The following is a 19,967-nucleotide window of genomic DNA, read 5'->3' on the forward strand; positions in this document are numbered from 1 at the left end:
AAAAGTAGCAGGGTCATTGAATATGTTGTAAGAGCCACTGGCTTGTCAAATTAATGGCGTTGTTATCAGAATGTTCAAGTTCCCTATTCGTTTGTTTTTAATATTTTGTGGCTTGTTGCTTACCCATAATTTGGCAGCCCAAGCCCAGTCATTAAACAAAGTGGCACTTGATGAAGAACAACTTATATTACTGGATGTCATACTCAATAATTCTACTATTACCCGCTCCATAGAGGCGTATCAACTCAACGACAAAGTGCTACTGTCCATAGAACCCTTGTTCGATGCGCTGAAAATTCGTTATGTCATCTCAGGTAATACACTGAGTGTCTGGCAAGATGAAGTAGAGCAGCAGTTTGACCTAAGCCAGGTTACGCAGGAACCGGGATCCAATAGTTATCTGTGGGCCTCTGATGATTTTTATTTTTTTACTGAGCTAGCTCTGTTTGAGAGCCTATTTCCGACCAAAATGGAAGTTTCCTACACAGCTCTAGCGTTAAAAATCACCACCCCCGAAAAAGTCGCCATTTTCCCACTACAGAAAATTTCCCAACAGGATCGCTTACGGGAACTCAACCGTATTAGTGGTGGTGGTGCACAACGAGTCGAAAATCAGTTGCCGATCACTATCGCTGACCAATATCGACTCTTTACCCTTCCCCATGGCCGGGTAAATATTGCTGCTGAAACAAATGATAATGAATCCGGATTCAACGGTTCTGTGCAGTTAACGGGCGATTTATTATACCATTCTGCAAATTTGACCATTTCAGACACCCAAAATACGGATGTCGCAGCACGCTTGAATTTAAGCCGTTATAAAACCAAACCTGATGATTATATTTTGGGATTATATGATCAGTACGAGTTTGGTGATGTAAGCAGCCTAACTAATAGCGTCAGCACCAGCACCAGCAGTGGGATTGGGCTGGCCTTTTCCCGGCGTCCAAACAACTATCGACAGAATAACCAGGCCATAACGCTGCAAGAAACCGCACCTCCAGGTTGGGAAGCTGAATTATTTAGGAATAATATATTTCTGGCCGCGACTACCGTGCCTGCAAATGGCTTACTAAATTTTGAAAATGTAGAAGTTATTTATGGCAACAATAAGTATGAAATTAAATTATATGGCCCATTTGGCGAAGAAGAGGTCATCACCAAGTCAGTCGACCTAACCCGAAACTCTCTTGGCAGAGGTGAGTTTTCGCATTTTTTATATGGTCTGGATAAAAATCATCGCTTGATTAATGATAACAGTGATTTGGATTATGGTATTACCGACTATGGTGGCAGTTTTGGCTATGGTGTGAGTGATAATTGGCAAATTGGTGTTGGTTATTCAGTCATTGAAAATGATCGACAATTTTTTAATCTGACAAACGCCCTTACCCTACCTGGGATGGTATTTGAAAATGATCTATCTGTGGACCAGGACGGTAACTATGCACAGTTAAGCACTATAAAGGGCAGTGTATTTGAACAAGATCGATTTTCGTTGTTTTTTGAATCCGCAGAGGATTTTAATAGTGATCGCATTAATGCTTTGGGTAAAAGCAAGGCATTTCAAGCCGCATACTTTCACCCCAGCCGGACAGTAAATGTTGATTTTAATAGCAGTTATCGTGAAGATGATTCCTTCCAAGAACTGAACTTTAGTAACCGCCTGTCAGGTAATATAGGTAAACTTAGACTAAGGCATTCTCTGACGTATTATAACAGCACTATTTTTCAACCTCAGGAAGTCGAGACCTCAGGTTTGTTAGGATCATTGGGCATTAGTGGTAATTTACCCTATGATTTTCGTGTTAGCGCTGACATAAACTATGATCCACAAGCCGATGATCCTATTTTGAAGTCTTCATCTGTTATTGTGCAAAAACGCTTTATCGATCCCTGGGATACCTCTCATTATTTAACTTTCAATTATGCTCCTCTGGCCAATGATCTCGGCACAAGTTGGCGCTTGTCCCATCGGGTAGCCTGGCAAAATGATCAGTTTCAAGTGAATCTATCAAGCTCTTATGCCGAACACGACCGCTGGAGTATTCAGCTAGGCTTACAATTTTTCCTTGGTTATGATTATCACAACAATCGTTTATTATTGAACCAAAGAATTCAAGGTAGCTCTGCGACCTTAGATGTACATACTTATTTGGATCGCCAATTAAACGGCGTACCCGATCCCCTGGATTTTAATTTATCTGACGTAGAATTTATAGGTAATCCTGAGTGGCAACACATTCCAAGCGGTGATAACGGGCGTACCATATTACCCGGCGTTTACGCTGCAACTCCATTTGGATTCTCGGCGAATTGGAAAGAGGGCAGTAACACCATAAACAATGATTACGTGGTGTATACCCATCCTGGTGCCTATGTGGATGTTAATATGCCATTCGTATTATCTACGGAACTGGTGGGTTTCGTTTTAAGGAATAAAAACGGAGAGGAAATTGGCTTACAAAATTCCATTGTCGAGCTGTTTGACGGCGATGATGTATTAATACAAATACAAGATACTGATTTAGATGGTTATTATGAATTTCTTGGTCTTACACCGGGCAAATATAAAGTTCGACTCGCACAAAGCATGTTGCAAGAAAAAGAATATACCGCTGACATAATTGGATTCAACGTATTGGCTGGCGGTAGCGGTGGTTATATGGAGTTGCCTGCGCTGGATGTGCGGCGGGTTGGTGATACCGGAACTAGAGAAGCTGAACAGATAATTACCATCTCGTCAGATGCGGAAAACACTGAAGCGGTTATTTGGGATAAAGATAGCAACAAGCGTAGAGATTATTTTACCCTGCCCACTAAAGAGAGGATAAAGGCCAAACATTCTTTGACACAAGCTAGTGCTGCGGCGAAGTCACTGATAAAAGCAGCTGGTAAGGAAAGTAGTATTGATGCGACTAACAGGATGGCGCCGCAACAGGTGGATCCCAATGCTTCGATGGAGCCCGCAAAAATTTCATTCTTGAATAAAAATACCACTTCAGGTGGATTACCCACGCTGACTATTGGTGCCAATTCAATAAGAAAATTGGGTAATATGGTCACGCAGTCTGCTGTCTCAACTAATGAAATGGAAAATGCGCCTAGGCCAGCGGAGGGCGAGTATGTCATTCAGTTAGGTGCGTATAATGATAAACAATATATCCAAGAACTTATTGAAAGTATGACATCTGCGGTATTTCTGCAGGAAAATTTTGCCATATATGAAAATTCCGTTAGTGGTACTTATCATTTGACATATGGTGCTTTCCCCTCGAGAAGTAGTGGCGTAGAATTTGCTCAAAAAAATATAAGTTCACGACAATCTTTTTTTGTACGTAAAAATGACATGACTGCGCCAATTGCTCAAGACAGTGCTTCCCCCCAGTTGCTTAACTCAGGCTGGGTGATCCAGTTTTTTGCCTCTGAAGCTCCTATAGCTAAAGGCTCTGTGAGCACAGAGTTTGATGCTATAGAAAGTTTGTATCTAGCGACTAAAACGACAGGAAATAAGACTGTGTTCTATTGTTTAATTAGCCACATTTTTAGCAATAAAGAGGCAGCCAACGCTGAGTTAGCCCGTTCCGGTTTAAGCGGGTGGGTGAGCCATAGCAGCAGCTATACAAGTATTAACGAGTTGTAGAAGTACACTTTAAGTAGCAACTCCTTGCATTGGTTAAGTGTCAATCGGTCATTTTGCTATTTTCGTGTGTTCACTGACGCTAATTACAGAGAGAGAATAATATGTTCAGGTTTTTATTGCGTATCAGTATTGTTTGCCAGTGCCTGACGCTGAGCTTCAATACATTCGCTATTACTCCCACTTTTAACCTCGTTCAGGAGATTAATTTTGGCACGGTGATTCAAAGCACGGGGAGTTGTTTAATGATACCTGCTACTGGAGCCCTTACGATTCATCAGGGTACTTTTATTTGCACTTTGCCCGAGGAAGCTAAAAACGGACGTTTTAGTATAATAGCAAATCCCTATAAAACGGTTCAGGTAAAAATGTTGCCTAATCTGGACAATGGTAACGGCTATATGTTTAACCCTAAAGCCGATATGACCAGCGATGCACAACAAAAAGTTATTTACAACAATAATAATTTTGTTGAAATTAATAGTGGTGCTTCTGGGATTATTAACATTGACTTAGGAGGGGAGTTAACCGTTTATAATATTCTTGCTGACGGTCAAACAATTAACTTTAGCTACCCTGCCTCTATAGTCTGGAATGAGTTATAAACGTTCAGCAACTGGCTCCGAAAGCTTTAGAGTCGAGCTATGTAAAGATTGGTCACAGACTTTGAAATACTTAATTGTGTTTGTCGTTTTTATTCTACAGGCGTGTACTACGCCTATCCAAAAAGCGGGGGAACAACATCGCTCAGCGGCCCAGAAGTGGTATGCGTTATCTCAATATACCTCTAGTCATTTACCTTTAAGTGGTTTTACTGTCACTGCGGGTTTGAGCGCTAATACAATCGATGGAAAAACGATGCTTTCTCTGTCAAATATAAGATTAGAACCTAAAGCTAACAGTTTTAGATTTGATTTATTAGAACCACAGTTTGAACATAAATATATATGTAGTCCCGAATGTGTGCAATTCGTTGAATACAAAGCTTTAGAAGGCGAGAATGCCAATACTATATTGGCTAAATACCTCATGAAGTATGAGTTTGATTTGTTTCATTTCTATGGTGAGATGTTTGTATTAAATGAATCACTGGACGGTCTTAAAAAAGAAAATGATCAAATATTGCATGATTATTTGACTTATGTGTCGCATCAACAAAAGGAATTTTCAACGCTAGATGATTTTATTGGTTATTTGAAACAACAATTAACTTTAAATACATTCAAAAAATTTATTAATGATCCCGAAGCTCGCTATATTAACTTAGTCCAAGAATCGTTTAGCGATAAAAATTTTTTTAGGTTAAATCAACCCGATGAATCGTGGAATAATGATATTTTTACTAATCCCCCTGAGAATACGTGGGATGCTGATGAAGGGCTTAACAACCCTGCTACTCGAAGGGGTACAGTGGGCAACAGTCCCGCTGGGGCTTGGGGATCATACGATGAGACTGATGGTCCAGCCCAAGGGTGGGATGTATTTACCATAGGTAAGGAACAGGAAAAATGGCAGTTATCTCAACAAGTCAGCGTCGATGATTTTAAGTGGGCAGACGCCAGAAAAATAATGATAGAAGAAGGTGATGTAGTGTGCAGTTTCGCTGAAAATTATTTTGGTTTAGTTCGTTCGGTATCACCAACTCAAGTTGAGTTGTTTGTACAGGGACAAGCCAAGAAAAATGCGGATGATGTCATTACTAATTTAGCCAGTGGTAGTTTGTTTCAAGAAAGTTCTGGTGTTGCATTTTTGCCTATGACTGAAAATAGACGGTTTCCGACATCCGATATTGCCCCATGTAATATTCAATAATAGTTAGAGTGTGTTTTTTTAGTATTACATTCATAGCTCTGGTCTCCCCTGGTGCTGACGTTTGTCGTAACAATGTCAACAGAATCTTCTTACTCAAGACTCCTAGGTAGGTACTTAAGCTCATAAATTAGCCAAATCCGCTTTTGTGAACGCAGGGTGGCAACCAAACTTGAACAGCGCGGTGACCTTATCGCGCTTCATATTCGCGCGTTTGGCCGTGATGAGTAAGTCTCTCGCTATTTCATGCAATGTTGTTTCCAGGCGACCAGCCGAGTTAAGCAAACCGTATAGCAGGCGGGGCAACCAGTCCGGAGCGCAGCGCGCCACTTTCTGGGTAGATAAACACACATGCGTCATCCCCATTATTCCATAGGTCATAAAACGTTTGAGTAAGGCATTTAATACACTGGCCCAAATCAGCGTGTGAACCCGTTCAGGTTGTTGGGTATTCACTGTTCGCAAACCATTGTAGGATTTGAATTCTTTAAACAGCAATTCAATTTGCCAACGTAGGCTATAAAGTGACAGCACCTGTTCGGCGTTGAATATGTCTCTGGACAAGTTGGTGATGATGTAGCCTCGGCGGGATTTGCGTTTATCCCAAAAAGACACTAAGCGATAGGTGCCGGGCCGTCGCGGCCATTGCACGGTGATATCCAGCAGTCCTTGTTTACATGGCGTCAAAGATGACAGCCGTTTACCCGCCGCTTTTTTGAGGGCTTTACCCTCTGCATTAAACGCCTCAACGATAGAGGGGTTGATAGTATTGTTGGTACGAATAATATAATAGCCGCCTGCCTGGTCAATTTGATGGCAATAGTCAATATCAAAATACCCTGCATCCTCTAAAGCCAGTGTGCCTTCAAGCTCTTCCGGGATAAGCTGGTAAAGACGCTCACTTTCTTTATCCGGCACAATCTCGAGGTAGTTAATCCCGCCCTGGAGCAAATCCATGGTCATATGTAATTCAACCGCAGCAGGATGGGTTTGAGTGAAGCGTCCAGGGAATTGTGAGGCCAACTTAGGATGTAAGCTCAACGAGCTGCCATCATGCAGTTCAATCCGTTTAAACGGATAATGCGCAGGCAACGTCGCACAATGCTGGCTAAACCAGTGCGCAAGTACTTGTTGTACCAGCTGTTTGAAGAAATCGACCATTTCTCTTTTTTTAAGTTGATTGTGAAAAGGCTTGTACTGCATCTCACGCTGGCTGACCTGACAAAAGGTGCGATGAATATCCGCCAGATTGAATTCACTGCGCGTGCCCAGGGTCTGAATAAACGCTTGTACCTGATGATGCCCCTGAAGTTGGCGGCAACGTTTTATCAACCCGCACTGGCGAGCATGGGTCTGAAGAAAAGAAGGGTTAAAAATCGCTGTTAGCTGTTGGCTCAAGTCGGTTATAATGGCGGTGGCGCTCATGTTGTGTACTCAGTTTTTTTCGCGAAATTATTTGATCATGCCTTGAGCGCCATCTAAAGCCTTTATTTCAATATCTTATCTCTTAAGATCCTACCTATGACTCAAGACTAACGATTAAATTAACACAATCGTTACCTGGAATTCGAACGGGGCGTTTCGCTAAGTTTAATTATTGCAGTCGATATTTTGACGCGGTTTTAATCTTTTTGTTACTAACCTTGTACAATAGATATCAGTGGTGTGCGTGTGACGGGCTTAACCTCTAATGGGGCAGCGCCTGTGGTACTTAGCATGATTGCATTAACCACCCCATCGGGAATAAAACTCTGCGCAGATGCCACTACCGCTTTAGATTCAATGCCTACTATGCGGGCATTAACCAAATAACCGTCATTGTATTTTAACAAGGTGCCGCCAACCACATAACGGATGGGAGAATAACCCGTTAAATCTTCATAATCCTTACTGAATGCGAAATCTCCTCTTGGGGTCACCCTAATATAATCGGTGGTTTTATAATCAATAACCGGAATACCTAATTTATGCACTTCGTGCATCAGACTTTCTGATATTTGATTGCCTAACAAGTTTGTTTGGTTGTAATCACTGTCGAGCATCACAAAACTGGTGACCGCTACCGGGGTGGTATTGTTAACATATTGCAGATTGCCCACAAGGTCTTGCATTAAACCACGGACATAATAGTTAATGTTTTTGCTGTTAACCTGGGGTTCATCCGTTTGCTTAACTAACTGCTGTTGAGCTTGTGCAACCTGATTATTAAACAATCTTGCCTGTACCTGATTGTGGAAATTGACACTGGCATCTACCGCCGAGGATGAAGGGGAGTCAAGTCCATTGTCGTTTTGATAATCAGGTACGTATGAAAAGCTAGCTAATCCGCTGTTGTCCGCATTATTTTGTGGTGCTGTGGTAGCTAGTATTGAACAGCCACCGAGTAGGCAAGTGCTTATCGTTATTAGTAAGATGGATTGCATGTTTAACTCCTAATATGCCGTACGGTAAATATTTTTATCATTCATCATCACTTTGCCTTGATGCCACATTACATTACTGGGGATAACGTCTGTTGCTGCGGCGATGACTTTTTGGCTGCTAGTTTCGATTAGTCGGGCGTTTATAGCGATATTTTTCTGTTGTACGGTATAGGTTCCGGTCAAATAGTAATCTGCCTGAACATAAGGGGTTATCTCACTGATCTGTCTGGATAACATTAGATCTTGATTTTGTTGCATTTTAATCGCGGTTGCCGTCTTAAATTCAATCACGTTGAGTCCGGCTTGAGTAGCAAGCGTGACAAAACTCTCCTGAATTTGTTGCCCTAATAGATTTGCTGCAGGCATGTTTTTGCCATCAATGCGTTCAGTGGGCAAAAATGTGCCTACCGCCACTGATTGTTCTAACTGTATGGGTTTTGCGGTGTAGAACAATTGTTTGGCTAATTGTTCTACATAATGATGAATGCCTTGTTCGGCATTGCCTGCCAGCGGTTGTTCATTTGCTGTACTCCGAATGGGAGAAACAGCACAGGCACTCAGTAGTGAAACTACAACCCCGCTTATTATTACGCTAAATATTTTCACGTGCCATCGCCCTGAAATTGATATTTCTAAATCTCTGTTGCATAGATTAAGCGATTTCTGTGCCATTAAGGCACATGGAGCGAATATAAGGCCCACACCTTGCTAAAGTGGCTTTTTAATTGCCGTATCGGCATACTGTGGGCCACTAATTATCTGATTGAAGAGTAATCGCTATGTTTTGTCCCTTCTGTTCAGTACAAGAAACCAAGGTTATTGACTCGCGCCTGGTGGCTGATGGTCACCAGGTTAGGCGCCGCCGGGAATGTACTGTGTGTAAGGAGCGCTTTACCACCTTTGAAATGGCTGAATTAGTCATGCCGCGCGTGGTAAAACGAGATGGCTCACGTGAGCCCTTTAACGAAGACAAGCTTAGAGCCGGTTTGCAGCGCGCTCTGGAAAAACGCCCCGTCAGCACCGAGCAGGTCGAGCAATGTATCAGTCGTTTGAAATCGGCCTTGCGGGCCACTGGTGAACGTGAGATCAGCAGTGAGTTTTTGGGCAACCTGATCATGGATGCCTTAAAAGAACTGGATAAAGTAGCCTATGTGCGTTTCGCTTCGGTGTATCGTTCCTTCGAAGATATTCGCGAGTTTGGTGAAGAGATTGCGCGTTTGGGTGATTAACTTGCGCTTGATGGCCAGCCTTAGCATTAATCATTCTTTCACCAAAGCTTTCACCAGAGCTTTCACCAGAGCTTTCACCAGAGGTGCACAGTGAGCCAATTTACCGCCCATGACGCAAAAATGATGGCGTTAGCCATTCGCTTAGCTGAAAAGGGCCAATATACTACTTCGCCTAACCCCAATGTGGGCTGCGTCATCACTGACGTACAAGATAATATTGTCGGCCAGGGCTGGCATCAAAAAGCCGGCAGCGGCCACGCCGAAGTGCATGCTTTGCAACAGGCGGGCACTAAAGCCAAAGGGGCCACAGCTTATGTGACCTTAGAGCCTTGCAGTCACCATGGCCGCACTCCCCCTTGTGCAGATGCCCTTATATCCGCAGGGGTTAGCAAGGTTATTGCCGCTATGGTCGACCCAAATCCGCTGGTGGCGGGCAACGGCCTTAAAAAACTGGCTAATGCAGGCATTAGGGTAAGCAACGGCTTACTTGAACAAGCCGCCATAGAGCTCAATCGTGGTTTTACAAAACGTATGCTAACTGGCCAGCCTTGGGTGACGGTTAAACTGGCCGCTAGTTTGGATGGCAAAACCGCGCTCAATAACGGCCAAAGCCAATGGATCACCGGGCCACTTGCCCGTCAGGATGTGCAGCGTCACCGCGCCAAAAGCTGTGCGATTTTGTCTGGCTCTGGTACGATATTGGCCGATAACCCATCGCTAAACGTGCGTTACAGTGAGCTTGGACTGACCCCTGAACAATTAGCACCAGAGGCCTTGCGTCAACCGGTGCGGGTATTGCTCGACGGGCGCAATCAAATCCATCCTGATTTACATTTATTTAGTTTGTCGTCGCCTATTTTAATGATTAATAGCCAGCCCAATAACGCAGCGTTTCCTGCACACGTAAGCCAATATCAGGCTCAATCAAACGGGGCTCAGCTTGACCTGCACAACGTGATGCAGCACCTGGGGCAGCTTGGTTTTAATCATATTTGGGTGGAAGCGGGGGCTAAACTTGCCGGTGCCTTATTACAGCATAAACTCATCGATGAATTGATCTTGTATCAAGCGCCCAAACTATTAGGTGACAAAGGACGGGATTTGTTTGCAGTGGACGAATTAACCCAAATGCAGCAAGCTTTTGACTTACAATGGCAAGATATTCGACAAGTAGGCTGTGATCTTAAACTCACGGCTTACCCCAAATTTAGTGTCGAGACACAACCGCACTCGGCAGTGGCGGGCTAAATATGGCCGCCATGTATCAATCATACATAAGATAAGAAGGCATTATGTTTACCGGAATTATTGAAGATGTTGGCCATATCCAGTCATTAACCCCCAGCGGCGATGACATTCGCCTTCGGGTGAGTGTCAATAAACTGGATATGTCCGATGTGGCACTGGGTGATAGTATTGCCAATAACGGAGTATGTTTAACGGTGGTTGATATGAATGCTAGTGGCTTTAGCGCGGATGTATCACACGAAACTATCAAACGTAGCGGTTTTGCCGACTATAAAGCCGGCAGCAAAGTGAACCTCGAAAAAGCCATGTTGCCAACCTCGCGCTTTGGCGGGCATATTGTTAGCGGTCATGTGGATGGTGTTGGCCAGGTAATATCCATTAAACCGGTGGGCCGTTACGTGGAAATTTGGCTGCAAGCGCCCGATGAGTTGGCCCGTTATTTAGCCGAAAAAGGCTCGATCACTGTCGATGGTGTCAGCCTGACCGTAAATGGGATTGATGGCGCCAAGTTTTTAATTACCCTCATACCTCACAGCTTAGAAGAAACCATAATCGGCGGCTATAAAATGGGCACGAAAGTCAACCTGGAAGTGGATGTGGTTGCCCGTTATCTGGAGCGTTTAATGCTGGGTGATAAAGCGGCTGGGTCAGGACAACAACAAAAATCAGATATTAGCATGGCGTTTCTAGCTGAAAATGGCTATTTACGTTGAGGCTCAATGAGCTGAATAACACCGTGGTGTGTGCCACATAAAATCATTTATGCAGAGAACTGCTTAACCCTACAAAGAATTATAAAACTATGCCAATGAATACTACAGCAGAAATTATTGAAGACATTCGCCTTGGAAAAATGGTCATTTTGATGGATGACGAAGATCGGGAAAATGAAGGTGATCTGATCATGGCGGCACAGCATGTTACGCCCCAGGCTATCAACTTTATGGTGACCCATGCCCGGGGACTGGTGTGTTTACCCATGACGGCTGAGCGTTGTAAACGTTTAAATTTACCTTTGATGGTGGATAACAACGGTGCCCAGTTCTCAACTAATTTCACAGTATCGATTGAAGCGGCAGTAGGGGTAACAACAGGTATTTCAGCGGCAGATCGAGCCCAGACTATACTGGCCGCTGTAGCGGTTGATGCCAAAGCCACTGACATCGTGCAACCTGGGCATATATTCCCCCTTATCGCCAAAGAAGGTGGGGTGTTAAACCGGGCTGGGCACACCGAGGCTGGTGTCGATTTACCGCGATTGGCTGGGTGTGAGCCCGCTTCGGTGATCGTCGAGATCCTTAATGAAGACGGCACCATGGCCCGGGGTCCTGAACTGCAAACCTTTGCCAAAAAACATGGTCTTAAGATCGGCACCATTGCCGATTTGATCGAATACCGTAACTTGAATGAAACGACCATCGAACAAGTGGCCAAATGTAAGTTACCCACGGAGTATGGCGAGTTTGAGTTAACCACCTTTAAAGACTCCATCGACAATCAAGTGCACTTTGCATTGTGTAAAGGCGAAGTGAAAGAAGGTGTGCCAACTCTGGTACGAGTGCATCTGCACAATACCCTGAGTGATTTACTCGGTTCTGAACGTTCCATCGAACGCAGTATGAGTTTACCCCAGGCGCTTAAACGCATCGCCAGTGACGGCGGGGTGTTGGTATTGCTTGGTAAAGACGAAGATTTATTGACCCAAGTGAAACAATTTCAGGCTCAAGATAAGGGTGAACAACCCACCGCCGCCGATTGGGTAGGCACTTCTCGCACAGTAGGTGTGGGCAGTCAGATTTTAGCCAGTTTAGGGGTCAAACAAATGCGTTTGCTCAGCAAACCCAAAAAATACCATGCCTTGTCAGGTTATGGTTTGGAAGTGGTGGAATATGTTGAGCCCTAGGGTTTAAAAAAACAAAAATCTGATTAACCTACAAGGCGCTTGTGCTATGATACGCGCCATTTTTTCTAGTTAAGGCTTGTTAAGCATGAATATCATTGAAGGTAACATTCGCGCCACCGGTAAAAAGTTTGCTTTGGTTGTGTCGCGTTTCAACAGTTTTGTGGTTGAAAGCCTAGTGGATGGTGCCCTTGATACACTTGAGCGCCATGGTGAAGTCAATACCCAAGATATCACTCTGGTACGCGTACCCGGTGCATATGAATTGCCTATAGCGGCTAAAAAACTGGCGGAAAAAGGCACTTTCGATGCGATCATTGCATTGGGTGCGGTTATTCGTGGTGGTACGCCGCATTTTGAATTTGTCGCCGGTGAGTGTAATAAAGGTCTAGCCCAGGTCTCCCTCGAGTACGGTATTCCGGTTTCTTTTGGTGTGATCACTACCGACAGTATTGAGCAAGCGATTGAGCGCTCAGGTACCAAAGCAGGCAACAAAGGCGCTGAAGCGGCTTTGGGGGCATTAGAAATGGTAAATGTTATGGCCAATATCGCCGAGCAAATTGAAGGGAAGAACTAGGTGAAACCATCAGCCAGACGCAAAGCCAGAGAGCTAGCGGTTCAAGCCATTTATTCCTGGCAAATGTCGAAAAACCCCGTGGAACAAATCGAGTTAAGCATAGTTACCAGCAACAATATGCAGAAAGTCGATAGCGACTATTTCCTCGAGATATTGCGCGCGGTGGTGCGTAATAGTGCTGAACTCGATATTAAGATAAAACCTTATCTTGGGCGTTTGCCCGAAGAACTCGACCCGGTCGAAAAAGCCATTTTACGTTTGGCAACCTATGAACTGGTAGAACGTTTAGACGTACCATTTAAAGTGGTCATCAATGAAGCCATTGAATTGGCCAAATCCTTTGGTGCTGAAGAAAGCCATAAGTTTGTTAATGGGGTTTTGGACAAAGCTATTAAAACCTTACGTAAGCACGAGTTGTCATAAAAGACGTTTATCCTTACTGGCTTTAAAGTTGGTGTTTTAGTAATAATTTTTTTGAGTATTAAAAAATAAAGTGAAAGAGTTTTCCTTAATAGAAACCTTCTTTAAAACGGTAAGTTTTAAGCGCAAGGATGTATTGATAGGTATTGGTGATGATTGCGCCATTACTCACATTCCGCCAGGGCAGGCATTAGCAACGACCACAGATACCCTTGTTAGTGGCGTGCATTTTTTCGCGGATGCCCCACCCCGGGCGATAGCGCAAAAAGCCATAGCGGTTAATCTTAGCGATTTGGCGGCTATGGGAGCAGAGCCCGCCTGGATCAGCCTGTCGTTGACGCTACCGACTATCGATCAAGTCTGGTTGGAAGAGTTTTCCCGTGGCCTTAAAGAATCGACAGAATATTACTCTATCCAGCTTATCGGCGGCGATACTGTGCAGGGGCCATTGGCTATTACTATCACTGCACAAGGTTTTGTGGCGGCGGATCAGGCATTAACCCGCTCTGGTGCCCAACCTGGCGACTTCGTGTATGTGACAGGCACCTTGGGTGATGCTGGGCTAGGGTTAGATTTGTTGCAAAACAAACTAGAATTACCCAATCCTGAACATAGCGGTTTTTTATTAAAGCGCTTGTATTACCCCACCCCAAGGGTATTTGCCGGTACCAGTTTACGCCGGGTCGCCAGTTCGTGCATCGACATCTCAGACGGCTTAGTGGCCGATCTCAAACATATTTTACAGGCTTCTCACTGCGGGGCGACTTTGCAGCTGGATAAATTACCCCTATCTGAGGCAATGGTGCAAAGTGTGGATATTCATGATGCCTACCGTTATGCATTGAGTGGGGGAGATGACTACGAATTACTCTTTACTGTCAGTGAAGAGCAGAAAAACAGCGTAGATCGGGTTTTGGCCTGCAGCAATGTGCCAGTGACGTGTATTGGCCAGCTCAATGGCATGACCGGCAAAGTTGATTTGCGTTTGCATAATGAACCCTACGATTTTATTGATGCAGGATTCGAGCATTTTCAGCCAAGCTCTGACATGCCTAGCGCCAAGCGCGGCCAATGAACGCCGATATTCGTAAGCGGGTATCACTGGCTAATCCCGTGCATTTTCTGGCCTTGGGTTTTGGCAGCGGTTTAGCTAAAAAAATGCCGGGCACCTTCGGTACGTTGGCCAGCATTCCGTTAGTCGCACTGTTATGTACCTACAGTTCGCTGACAACTTATGCCTTATTGACGTTATTGGCCAGTGTAGCTGGTATCTGGATCTGTGGTAAAACCGCCGACGATATGCAGGTACACGACGAGCCGTCTATCGTCTGGGATGAAGTGGTTGGCATGATGATCACTATGTATGCCGTGCCGTTAAGCTGGCAAACCCTGGTGTTGGGTTTTGTGGTATTTCGTGTGTTTGATATTTTCAAACCCTGGCCGATTAGTTATCTGGATAAACAGGTACATGGGGGCTTTGGCATTATGGCTGACGATGTGCTCGCCGGCGTTTTTGCCATGTTGTGTGTACACCTGGTGTTATATATAGGCTGGTTGTAACACGCCTATACCCTTAATCTTTGAAACTGACTGTTTGGTGGCTACACTCATTTGGCGCCGCCATGTAATTCCAATGATTTTGGGTATACGTCGCTCACTAGGGCATGGGGCCGGCTATTGCAATGAATGCAGGCCAAACATATTGCCTTCGGTATCTGTGGCCAGGGCAATAAATCCGTAATCGCCGATAGACATTTTTTCCCGCTGCACTGTGCCACCTGCCTCGTTGACTCTTGCCGCTTCAACTGCGCAATCCGGGCAGCCAAAATACACTAAAATACTGTTGCCGCCAGAGGACATACCGTCCATTTTAACCAATGCACCTCCGGCTCCATACTGGGTCATGTCTGACTTGAACGCCCACATTTCAATTTCAGCGGCGGTTAACTTTTCTAACTGGGTTTCCAGCACGGTTTCATAAAATTTTTTGGCTCGAGACATGTCCTGAACATAAATTTCAAACCAACCAATAGGATTTTCTTGCATAAGATTGCTCCTGCTTAGTGGGGGATAAAGATAAGGTTTAGCCCTTGGGATGAGATTTTTCAAGTTTGCCAGTCTTCGGTGTCAGTGGGGTAGGGCAATCGCATTAAAAATGGCTTGACACAGATCCCCTAATTTGATCTATTACTTCGCTTTACGCGACGTAATATGACCAAATACAAGCCCACACTTATCGAACATTTCAAAGACATCGAAGATCCTCGTCTTCTAAGAAAACAATTACATAAATTAGATGATATCTTTTTTATTACCCTATGTGCCGTTATCTGTGGCTGTGATGGCTGGGTTGCCATTGAAAAATTTGCCAACATTAAACGCACGTGGTTTGAACAATATTTATCCCTAGAAAATGGTATTCCGTCTCATGATACTTTGGGGCGTATTTTTTCCTTAATTGATCCTGAGCAATTTCAAACCTGTTTTTCTAGCTGGATCAAAGAGATAGTAAAAAATGTCACGGGGGATGTGATCGCTATTGACGGTAAATGCCTTCGACGCTCTCATGATAAGTCATCTAATAAATCAGCTATTTATATGGTTAGCGCATGGTCACATGATAATCAGCTGGCACTTGGACAAGTGAAAGTTGATGAAAAATCGAATGAAATAACCGCCTTACCTTCCCTACTCAAAAACTTAGACATCACAGGCAGTATCATCACAACCGATGCATTAAACACACAAAAGAAATCGGCTGAACTGATCGTGAGTAAAGGCGCTGATTATTTAACCGCACTGAAAGGAAATCAAAGCACCCTACATGATGATGTGATTTTATTCTTTGAAAATACCCCTAAAAGTTATGAGGGCATGTTAAATACTTATAAGAGTATTGATTCAGGGCATGGCCGTATTGAAGAAAGAACAGTGACTTCCTGCAACCGAATTGACTGGCTTACTGAGCATCATACTCACCCACACCTTGCCAGTATTGTTAGCGTTAAATCAAGAAGGTTTCTTGCGAACGAATGGTCAGAAGAAACGCGATACTTTATTAGTAGCGTTAAGCATAACGATGCAGAGAAATTTGCTCACTATGTACGTGCTCATTGGGGGGTAGAGAATAATCTTCACTGGAGATTAGATATGGCATTTGACGAGGATCATTGTCGAATTCGTCAAGGATATGCAGATCAAAACATGGCAATATTACGCCACATATCTTTGAATTTATTAACGTCAGATAAGGATAATAAGGTAGGTATTAAAATTAAGCGGCAAATGGCAGGTTGGGATAATGATTACTTGCTGAAACTGCTACAAATATTTTAATGCGATTGCCCTGGTCAGTGGGGGGAGCACCGAAGGGACAATTTATAGGCAGGCTGTTGTAAGGGGGAGTTAATCCTACAAGGCTTTAATCTGAGCCAGGATACCATCGGTGTCCATGCCTAGCTCAGCATACATTTCCTGTTGTGTGCCTTGCATGATAAATTCATCGGGCAAACCAATACGCAATAGTCGGCAAGTATAAGATGATGTTAACAGTTGTTCACCTACTGCACTGCCAGCCCCGCCCATAATGGCGCCATCTTCAAGTGTGACGAGCAGCTCATGGTCAGCGGCCGCTTTTTTTATGGCGGCGTTGTCCAGGGGTTTGACAAATCGCATGTCGATGACTGTGGCATTTATTTTTTCTGCCGCTGCCTGGGCGTGGGGTAAAAGTGCCCCAAAGTTGAGTATGGCGACTTTTTGACCCTGGCGAATTTCCCGACTCTTACCTATTTCAATAGCTTGCATGGTGGTTTGTGGAACAATACCTGTGCCGGCCCCTCGTGGATAACGTACCGCTGCAGGTTTATTCAATTTGTGGCCGGTAAAAAGCATTTTGCGACATTCATCTTCATCTGCCGGGGCCATGATCACCATGTTGGGAATGCAGCGTAAAAAGGGAATATCAAATGCCCCTTGATGAGTTGGGCCATCGGCACCGACTAATCCTGCCCGGTCAATGGCAAACAATATGGGTAAATTCTGCAAAGCCACATCGTGGATAAGCTGATCATAGGCCCGTTGTAAAAACGTGGAATAGATCGCCACCACCGGGTTTAGCCCTTCTTTGGCCAGTCCGGCGGCAAAGGTCACCGCATGTTGTTCGGCAATGGCCACATCAAAATATTGTTTGGGGTAAGCCTGCGAAAACTCAACCATGCCTGAGCCTTCACGCATGGCCGGGGTAACCGCCATCAATTTGGGATCGACCGCGGCCATATCACACAACCAGTCACCAAATATTTTGGAAAAAGTTGGGTTACTCGGCGCCGCTTTGGGCAACCCTTGAGCTGCGGGATTAAATTTGGGCACAGCATGAAATTTAATCGGGTCTTTTTCGGCTAACTCATAGCCTTTGCCTTTTTTGGTTACCACGTGCAGAATTTGTGCGCCTTTGATATTACGCATATTTTTGAGCGTATCCACCATGGCGCTGACATCGTGGCCGTCAATTGGGCCTATATAGTTAAAACCTAATTCTTCGAAAATGGTGCCAGGTACCACCATACCCTTGAGATGCTCTTCGGCGCGGCTGGCAAACTCCTTGATGGGGGGCACGGAGCTGAGTAGTTTTTTGCCGCCGTCGCGAATTGAATTGAAAAAATTGCCCGTTAACAGACGGGCTAAATGGCTATTTAATGCGCCAACATTTTCGGAGATAGACATCTCGTTGTCATTGAGGATAACCAAGATGTCTTTATCTATATCACCGCCGTGATTTAACGCCTCAAAAGCCATGCCTGCGGTCATCGCGCCATCTCCAATCACCGCCACGACTTTACGCCCCAAGGCTTCCTTGTCGGCGGCCACGGCCATACCCAAAGCAGCACTGATGGAGGTTGAAGAATGCCCTACGGCAAAGGTGTCGTATTCACTTTCTCCTGGCCAAGGAAATGGATGCAGGCCACCCTTTTGGCGGATAGTGGGCATAAGCTCACGTCTGCCGGTTAATATCTTATGAGGATAGGCTTGATGACCCACGTCCCAAATTAGTCGGTCAAACGGGGTGTTATACACATAATGTAAGGCGACGGTCAGCTCGACAGTGCCCAGGCCTGAAGCGAAATGCCCGCTACTTTGGCTGACACAGGTGAGTAAATATTGACGTAACTCGGATGCCAGTTTCTTCAACTTGTCTTGAGGCAACTCCCTGAGTTGGGCGGGAGTATTGGCCAAGGCCAAAAGAGGGTAATGGGCTAGATCCAGAGTCATGAGTTGTGTATCTACTATTATTTGAATTTGGGTTTATCGATCACTTTTAGTGATTGCGAATAATGATGAAGTCGGCAAAGGACTGCAAAACATCAGTATTGTAGGGCAAAGCGGCCAAAGCTTGAAGTGCTTGTTGATGCAGTTCATGCAGATACTGGGTTGCGCCGTCTATACCTAGCATAGCAGGGTATGTGCTTTTGTTTTGCTGTTGATCCGATCCTTGGGGTTTACCCAACACATCCGATTCGCCAATCACATCCAATATATCGTCTTGTACTTGAAAGGCAAGGCCGATAGCCCGTGCATAGCTGAGCAATGATGCTTTGTGATTTGGGGCTAGATTGGTGGCCAGCTCCGCCGCCATTTGCACCGCGGCAACGATCAAAGCGCCGGTTTTTTTGTTATGTAAACTTTCCAATTCATCCTGGTCAATGCGTTTATTGGTGGCGGCCAAATCCATGGCTTGTCCACCGCACATGCCGTGATAACCAGCCGCGTTGCTTAGTATACGAATAAGACTGATGCGCTTTTTTTCGTTGCCTGGGGTGAGCGGGAAATTGGCTAAAACTTCAAAAGCCAGGGTCTGCAGCGCATCTCCGGCCAAAATAGCGTTAGCTTCGTCAAATTGAATATGGCAGGTGGGATGACCTCGGCGCAAATTATCGTCATCCATGGCTGGTAGATCATCATGTACCAAAGAGTAAGCATGGATGGCTTCAAGCGCCAGGGCGGGGGGATCGAGATCCGCTGGTATTACGCTTAACATGTCTCCCACGGCATAAACCAGAAAAGGGCGCATGCGTTTGCCGCCCATCAGCAAGGCATACTGCATGGCCTGCTTAAGCGTGCTGGCATGTTCAGGCAGTGAAGATATTTGGGCTTTTAACAATCCATCAATACGTTGATGGCTTTGCTGTTGTATGTGTTTGAAGGTCATTACTCGGGGGCGACTGAAGTGTCAAAATCGAGAAGCGATGTTTGGCCATTCTGCTCCATCAGTATTTGCACTTTTTGTTCGGCTTGTTTGAGTTTTTGCTGACTGTGGCGAGCCAGTGTTATACCACGTTCGAAGCTTTGCAGGGCATCTTCCAGGCTAAGCTCGCCTTGCTCCATCTGATTGACTATGGTTTCTAACTCCTGCATAGATTGCTCGAAGCTTAAATTTTCAGTTTTTTTGCGGCTGGTCATTGGTTTCAGTTTCGTTGTAATTTGCTCTACTGAGAGTTGAGCGCACCTTACCTGAGGGGGAAATGTCGGTCAAACACTTTTCAAGTTACTGCTGTGTTAAGCTACTTGCTAGGCACAGTCAGTCTTGACTTATTCTCAACCAATAGCAATTATAATTTGTTGAACTCTCCTACAGAAAAGTTCTACTTTGTCGATAAAATAGTGAGCCAAGGTTTTTATAGTGTATAAACCACCGCATACATGAGCCTGCTCCATTTGGGTTATC

19 protein-coding genes are annotated in these 19,967 nt (G+C 44.7%); 12 read left to right on the top strand and 7 right to left on the bottom strand.

Annotated elements, in window-relative coordinates:
* Nucleotides 1–70 precede the first annotated feature (70 nt).
* The 3 genes from AC3RV5_RS06305 (at nt 71) to AC3RV5_RS06315 (ending at nt 5,452) form a co-directional block, all read left to right on the top strand.
* Nucleotides 71–3,643, top strand: coding sequence for a hypothetical protein (locus tag AC3RV5_RS06305; protein ID WP_489731109.1), 3,573 nt, complete (start codon nt 71–73; stop codon nt 3,641–3,643).
* Between the two features lie 101 nt (nt 3,644–3,744).
* Entirely contained in the window at nt 3,745–4,245 is a 501-nt protein-coding gene (locus AC3RV5_RS06310) for a hypothetical protein (protein WP_489731110.1), read from the top strand.
* Nucleotides 4,235–5,452, top strand: a complete 1,218-nt coding sequence (locus AC3RV5_RS06315; RefSeq protein ID WP_489731111.1) for a hypothetical protein — start codon at nt 4,235–4,237, stop codon at nt 5,450–5,452. Before AC3RV5_RS06310 ends, AC3RV5_RS06315 begins: the two co-directional genes overlap by 11 nt.
* 120 nt (nt 5,453–5,572) lie before the next feature.
* Here AC3RV5_RS06315 and AC3RV5_RS06320 read toward each other — a convergent pair whose 3' ends face one another.
* From AC3RV5_RS06320 to AC3RV5_RS06330, 3 genes are all read right to left on the bottom strand, one after another.
* Complete coding sequence (locus tag AC3RV5_RS06320; RefSeq protein WP_489731112.1) at nt 5,573–6,874, bottom strand: IS4 family transposase; 1,302 nt, start codon at nt 6,872–6,874, stop codon at nt 5,573–5,575.
* A gap of 212 nt (nt 6,875–7,086) precedes the next feature.
* Complete coding sequence (locus AC3RV5_RS06325) at nt 7,087–7,872, bottom strand: FlgO family outer membrane protein (protein ID WP_489731113.1); 786 nt, start codon at nt 7,870–7,872, stop codon at nt 7,087–7,089.
* A 9-nt stretch (nt 7,873–7,881) separates the two neighbouring features.
* The gene (locus tag AC3RV5_RS06330) at nt 7,882–8,478 is read right to left on the bottom strand and encodes a FlgO family outer membrane protein (protein ID WP_489731114.1); all 597 of its coding nucleotides are present in this window, start codon (nt 8,476–8,478) and stop codon (nt 7,882–7,884) included.
* 173 nt (nt 8,479–8,651) lie between these two features.
* On the opposite strand from AC3RV5_RS06330, the gene nrdR reads away from it, so the two are divergent.
* The 8 genes from nrdR (at nt 8,652) to AC3RV5_RS06370 (ending at nt 14,806) form a co-directional block, all read left to right on the top strand.
* Nucleotides 8,652–9,101 (top strand): transcriptional regulator NrdR, encoded by a 450-nt coding sequence (gene nrdR / locus AC3RV5_RS06335; protein ID WP_489731115.1) that lies wholly within the window; start codon nt 8,652–8,654, stop codon nt 9,099–9,101.
* 90 nt (nt 9,102–9,191) lie between these two features.
* Nucleotides 9,192–10,349 (top strand): bifunctional diaminohydroxyphosphoribosylaminopyrimidine deaminase/5-amino-6-(5-phosphoribosylamino)uracil reductase RibD, encoded by a 1,158-nt coding sequence (gene ribD / locus AC3RV5_RS06340; RefSeq protein WP_489731116.1) that lies wholly within the window; start codon nt 9,192–9,194, stop codon nt 10,347–10,349.
* A gap of 44 nt (nt 10,350–10,393) precedes the next feature.
* Complete coding sequence (locus AC3RV5_RS06345) at nt 10,394–11,062, top strand: riboflavin synthase (protein ID WP_489731117.1); 669 nt, start codon at nt 10,394–10,396, stop codon at nt 11,060–11,062.
* Nucleotides 11,063–11,151: 89 nt separating this feature from the next.
* Nucleotides 11,152–12,252, top strand: coding sequence for a bifunctional 3,4-dihydroxy-2-butanone-4-phosphate synthase/GTP cyclohydrolase II (ribBA, locus tag AC3RV5_RS06350; RefSeq protein WP_489731118.1), 1,101 nt, complete (start codon nt 11,152–11,154; stop codon nt 12,250–12,252).
* A gap of 85 nt (nt 12,253–12,337) precedes the next feature.
* Entirely contained in the window at nt 12,338–12,826 is a 489-nt protein-coding gene (gene ribH / locus AC3RV5_RS06355; RefSeq protein WP_489731119.1) for a 6,7-dimethyl-8-ribityllumazine synthase, read from the top strand.
* On the top strand, nt 12,827–13,249 hold the full coding sequence (nusB, locus tag AC3RV5_RS06360; RefSeq protein WP_489731120.1) for a transcription antitermination factor NusB: 423 nt from the start codon (nt 12,827–12,829) through the stop codon (nt 13,247–13,249).
* A 70-nt stretch (nt 13,250–13,319) separates the two neighbouring features.
* Nucleotides 13,320–14,321 carry a thiamine-phosphate kinase gene (gene thiL / locus AC3RV5_RS06365; RefSeq protein WP_489731121.1) on the top strand — a complete coding sequence of 334 codons (1,002 nt, stop codon included), beginning with the start codon at nt 13,320–13,322 and terminating at the stop codon, nt 14,319–14,321.
* Nucleotides 14,318–14,806, top strand: coding sequence for a phosphatidylglycerophosphatase A family protein (locus AC3RV5_RS06370; protein ID WP_489731122.1), 489 nt, complete (start codon nt 14,318–14,320; stop codon nt 14,804–14,806). The genes thiL and AC3RV5_RS06370 overlap by 4 nt, the downstream gene beginning before the upstream one ends.
* 114 nt (nt 14,807–14,920) lie before the next feature.
* On the opposite strand, the gene AC3RV5_RS06375 is transcribed toward AC3RV5_RS06370, so the two are convergent.
* The gene (locus tag AC3RV5_RS06375) at nt 14,921–15,292 is read right to left on the bottom strand and encodes a VOC family protein (protein WP_489731123.1); all 372 of its coding nucleotides are present in this window, start codon (nt 15,290–15,292) and stop codon (nt 14,921–14,923) included.
* Between the two features lie 165 nt (nt 15,293–15,457).
* Between AC3RV5_RS06375 and AC3RV5_RS06380 the strand changes: the two genes are divergently transcribed.
* Complete coding sequence (locus AC3RV5_RS06380; RefSeq protein ID WP_489728476.1) at nt 15,458–16,582, top strand: ISAs1 family transposase; 1,125 nt, start codon at nt 15,458–15,460, stop codon at nt 16,580–16,582.
* A gap of 75 nt (nt 16,583–16,657) precedes the next feature.
* Here AC3RV5_RS06380 and dxs read toward each other — a convergent pair whose 3' ends face one another.
* Genes dxs through xseB form a run of 3 tightly spaced genes read right to left on the bottom strand, consistent with a single transcriptional unit; the run spans nt 16,658 to nt 19,702 of the window.
* On the bottom strand, nt 16,658–18,514 hold the full coding sequence (gene dxs, locus AC3RV5_RS06385) for a 1-deoxy-D-xylulose-5-phosphate synthase (protein ID WP_489731124.1): 1,857 nt from the start codon (nt 18,512–18,514) through the stop codon (nt 16,658–16,660).
* A gap of 46 nt (nt 18,515–18,560) precedes the next feature.
* Nucleotides 18,561–19,451 carry a (2E,6E)-farnesyl diphosphate synthase gene (gene ispA, locus AC3RV5_RS06390; RefSeq protein WP_489731125.1) on the bottom strand — a complete coding sequence of 297 codons (891 nt, stop codon included), beginning with the start codon at nt 19,449–19,451 and terminating at the stop codon, nt 18,561–18,563.
* Entirely contained in the window at nt 19,451–19,702 is a 252-nt protein-coding gene (xseB, locus tag AC3RV5_RS06395) for an exodeoxyribonuclease VII small subunit (protein ID WP_489731126.1), read from the bottom strand. Before xseB ends, ispA begins: the two co-directional genes overlap by 1 nt.
* Nucleotides 19,703–19,967: the final 265 nt, after the last annotated feature.

Source organism: Paraglaciecola sp. IT1134, assembly GCF_058068185.1.